At 66.9% G+C, this 3104-nt stretch carries 3 protein-coding genes and 1 pseudogene; 3 read left to right on the top strand and 1 reads right to left on the bottom strand.

Going from position 1 to position 3104, the window contains the following annotated elements:
• The 3 genes from ACFWF3_RS30025 to ftsZ all read left to right on the top strand — a co-directional run.
• A partial coding sequence (locus ACFWF3_RS30025; protein WP_379317006.1) for a glutamate ligase domain-containing protein occupies positions 1–664 on the top strand: 664 nt, incomplete at its 5' end.
• 8 nt (positions 665–672) lie between these two features.
• Positions 673–1350 (top strand): cell division protein FtsQ/DivIB, encoded by a 678-nt coding sequence (locus ACFWF3_RS30020; RefSeq protein WP_378992686.1) that lies wholly within the window; start codon positions 673–675, stop codon positions 1348–1350.
• A 160-nt stretch (positions 1351–1510) separates the two neighbouring features.
• On the top strand, positions 1511–2770 hold the full coding sequence (gene ftsZ / locus ACFWF3_RS30015; protein ID WP_379317004.1) for a cell division protein FtsZ: 1260 nt from the start codon (positions 1511–1513) through the stop codon (positions 2768–2770).
• Between the two features lie 68 nt (positions 2771–2838).
• Here the strand turns inward: ftsZ and ACFWF3_RS30010 are convergent.
• A pseudogene (locus ACFWF3_RS30010) lies at positions 2839–3104 on the bottom strand (hypothetical protein); the annotation flags it as partial.

Raw genomic sequence — 3104 nt, 5'->3', positions numbered from 1 at the left:
CGATGTCGGCGGCATCGTGGAGTTTCAGCTCGACGGCGAGACCATCCCGCGGTCGTTGCGCCTGTCGGTGCCCGGCAGGCACATGGCCCTCAACGCGCTGGCCGCGCTGCTCGCCGCCCGCGCCAGCGGCGCCGACATCGACGAGATCGTGCAGGGTCTGGAGGGATTCGGCGGCGTGCATCGCCGGTTCCAGTTCACCGGCCGGGAGAACGGGGTGCGCGTCTTCGACGATTACGCCCATCACCCCACCGAGGTCCGTGCGGTGCTGGAGGCCGCCGCGCAACTGGTCGCCCAGGAAGCGCGGGACGGCGCTCGCCTGCAGCGTGGCCGGGTGATCGTGGTGTTCCAGCCGCATCTGTACAGCCGCACCGCCACTTTCGCCACGGAGTTCGGCACCGCGTTGAGCCTGGCCGACGAGGTGGTCGTTCTCGACGTCTACGGCGCGAGGGAAGACCCGTTGCCCGGCGTCAACGGCGCGCTGGTCGCCCAGTCGGTGACCACACCCGTGCACTACCAGCCGGATATGTCCAAGGTCGGCAAGCAAGTCGCCGCGCTGGCGGGCGACGGTGACGTCGTGATCACCATGGGCGCGGGCGATGTGACGATGCTCGGCAGCCAGATCCTCGACGGCCTGCGGGCCAGGCCGCAGCAGGGCGGCCGGTGAGATTGCCGATGCCCGCCGCGCGCGGGTGGCACGGCTACCGTCTCTGGACGGTGGTCGGGGTGGTCGTGGTGAGCCTGCTGGTGGTGCTGGCCTGGTTCACACCGGCGTTGTCGGTGCGCACGGTGCGCGTCGACGGGCTGTCGGCGGTACCGGAGGCCGACGTGCGTGGTCGGCTCGAAATTCCGGACGGGCGTTCGATGTTACGGATCGATACCACCGCGATCGCCCAGCGCGTCGCCGCGATCCCGAAGGTGCGTTCGGTCCGGGTGCAGCGTAAATTCCCCTCGACAGTGCTGGTCACCGTCGTGGAGCGAACACCGGTGGTGTACTTCGACGCGCCGGACGGCGCCCATCTGGTCGACGCCGAGAGCGTCGAATTCGCGATCGAGCCCGAATCACCCATCGGAGTCCCGAAACTGCTCACCGAGGGCTCGTTCACCGGGCCCGCGGCGGCCAGGGCCGCGGTGGATGTGCTGGTCACCCTGCCACCCGCCTTGTCGGTGCAGGTGGGCGAGGTTGTCGCACGGTCGATTTCGGACGTCTCGCTGAGCCTTCGCGATGGCAGGAAGGTAGTGTGGGGCGGCACGGGCGACGGTGAGCGCAAAGCTGCTGTCGTGTTGCCACTACTGACCCGTGAGGGGACCGTGTTCGACGTTTCGAGTCCGAATCTGGTCACGGTAAAGTGAGCGACATTCTTTGTGGCACAAGATTCTGGCTCTCATCTCGGCGCGCCTGCGCCGGGATCGCAGTGGCTGCGAATAGCGTTCCGCAGCAGTCGGATACTTGACATAACGCCAACCCTATGGTTGAGGTTGAGGGTTTAAGATCGAAGGAAGGCGAGAGCCCATGACGCCCCCGCACAACTACCTTGCAGTGATCAAGGTCGTCGGTATCGGCGGCGGCGGCGTGAACGCCGTCAACCGAATGATCGAACAGGGACTCAAGGGAGTCGAGTTCATCGCGGTCAATACCGACGCGCAAGCCCTGCTGATGAGCGATGCCGACGTCAAACTCGATGTCGGTCGTGAGCTCACCCGAGGCCTCGGTGCCGGAGCCGATCCGGAAGTCGGCCGCAAGGCCGCAGAGGACCACAAGGACGAGATCGAAGAGGTGCTCAAGGGCGCCGACATGGTCTTCGTCACGGCGGGCGAGGGTGGTGGCACCGGTACCGGTGGCGCCCCCGTCGTCGCCAGCATCGCCCGCAAGTTGGGCGCCCTGACTATAGGGGTCGTCACCCGGCCGTTCTCCTTCGAAGGAAAACGGCGCGGGAACCAGGCCGAGGTAGGGATCAACCTGCTTCGCGAGTCGTGCGACACCCTCATCGTCATTCCGAACGACCGGCTGCTGCAGCTGGGCGACGCCGCGGTGAGTCTGATGGACGCCTTCCGCTCCGCGGATGAGGTGCTACTCAACGGTGTTCAGGGTATTACCGACCTGATCACCACCCCGGGCCTGATCAACGTCGACTTCGCCGACGTCAAGAGCGTGATGTCGGGTGCCGGATCGGCACTCATGGGCATCGGCTCGGCGCGGGGCGAGGGTCGTTCGGTGAAGGCGGCCGAGACGGCGATCAACTCGCCGTTGCTCGAAGCCTCCATGGACGGCGCGCACGGCGTGCTGCTCTCGATCGCGGGCGGTTCCGACCTCGGGCTGTTCGAGATCAACGAGGCGGCCTCGCTGGTGCAGGAGGCGGCCCACATCGAGGCCAACATCATCTTCGGTACGGTCATCGACGATTCGCTCGGCGACGAGGTGCGAGTCACCGTCATCGCCGCGGGATTCGACGGTGGCGGCCCGTGTCGGCGGAGTTCGGAGCCCAGCGCGGTCACGACCAGCCGGACCGGGGTGAACCCCATCGGTTCCGGCCGCGCGGGCGAGATCGGCCAGGGACGTCCGTCGGAGGCGCCGTCGCGTCCCACCGAGCCCGCCACGGCCGGGGTGTCCGGTGGCCGGGCCGCCGCGCCGAACTACCGCGATACCGAGCGGTACCGGGAGTCGGAGCGTCAGCGGGTCACCGAGCGCGCGATGAACCAGGTCAACAACCCGGAAGTGCGCGAAGGTGACGACGACGACGAGATCAACGTCCCGGACTTCATGCGTCGATAAGGGTTCGCAGACACGAAAAGCGCCCGAACTCCTGTCGAGTTCGGGCGCTTTCGCGTGCTGGGTGGGGATCAGCCCTTGGCGCTGCCGAGGCAGTAAGTGATCTTCGGATCATTGACCACGAGCACCTGGTCGGCGTCCTCGCCGCACAGCTGCTCGTCGACCTGACCGTCGACGCGGGTGACGACCTTGAAGCTGGCATCGGACGCGGTGCACGGCACGAACTTGTAGCAGGACATCATGCCCTCGTTGTAGCAGCTGCCCTCCTTGAAGTTCGGGGCCAGACAGAGGAACGCGACCGTGCCGCCGCTGCCGAAGGTCTCCTCGTAGGAGGTGT

The sequence above is a fragment of the Nocardia sp. NPDC060220 genome (genome assembly GCF_042727815.1).
Lineage (GTDB): Bacteria > Actinomycetota > Actinomycetes > Mycobacteriales > Mycobacteriaceae > Nocardia.
Note: the sequence above shows the minus strand (reverse complement) of the source record. Positions and strands in the feature narration are given on the sequence as shown.

Coding starts and splice junctions, on each gene's coding strand:
- ACFWF3_RS30020 (WP_378992686.1), top strand. CDS start 673: ATGCCCGCCGCGCGCGGGTGGCACGGCTACCGTCTCTGGACGGTGGTC.
- ftsZ (WP_379317004.1), top strand. CDS start 1,511: ATGACGCCCCCGCACAACTACCTTGCAGTGATCAAGGTCGTCGGTATC.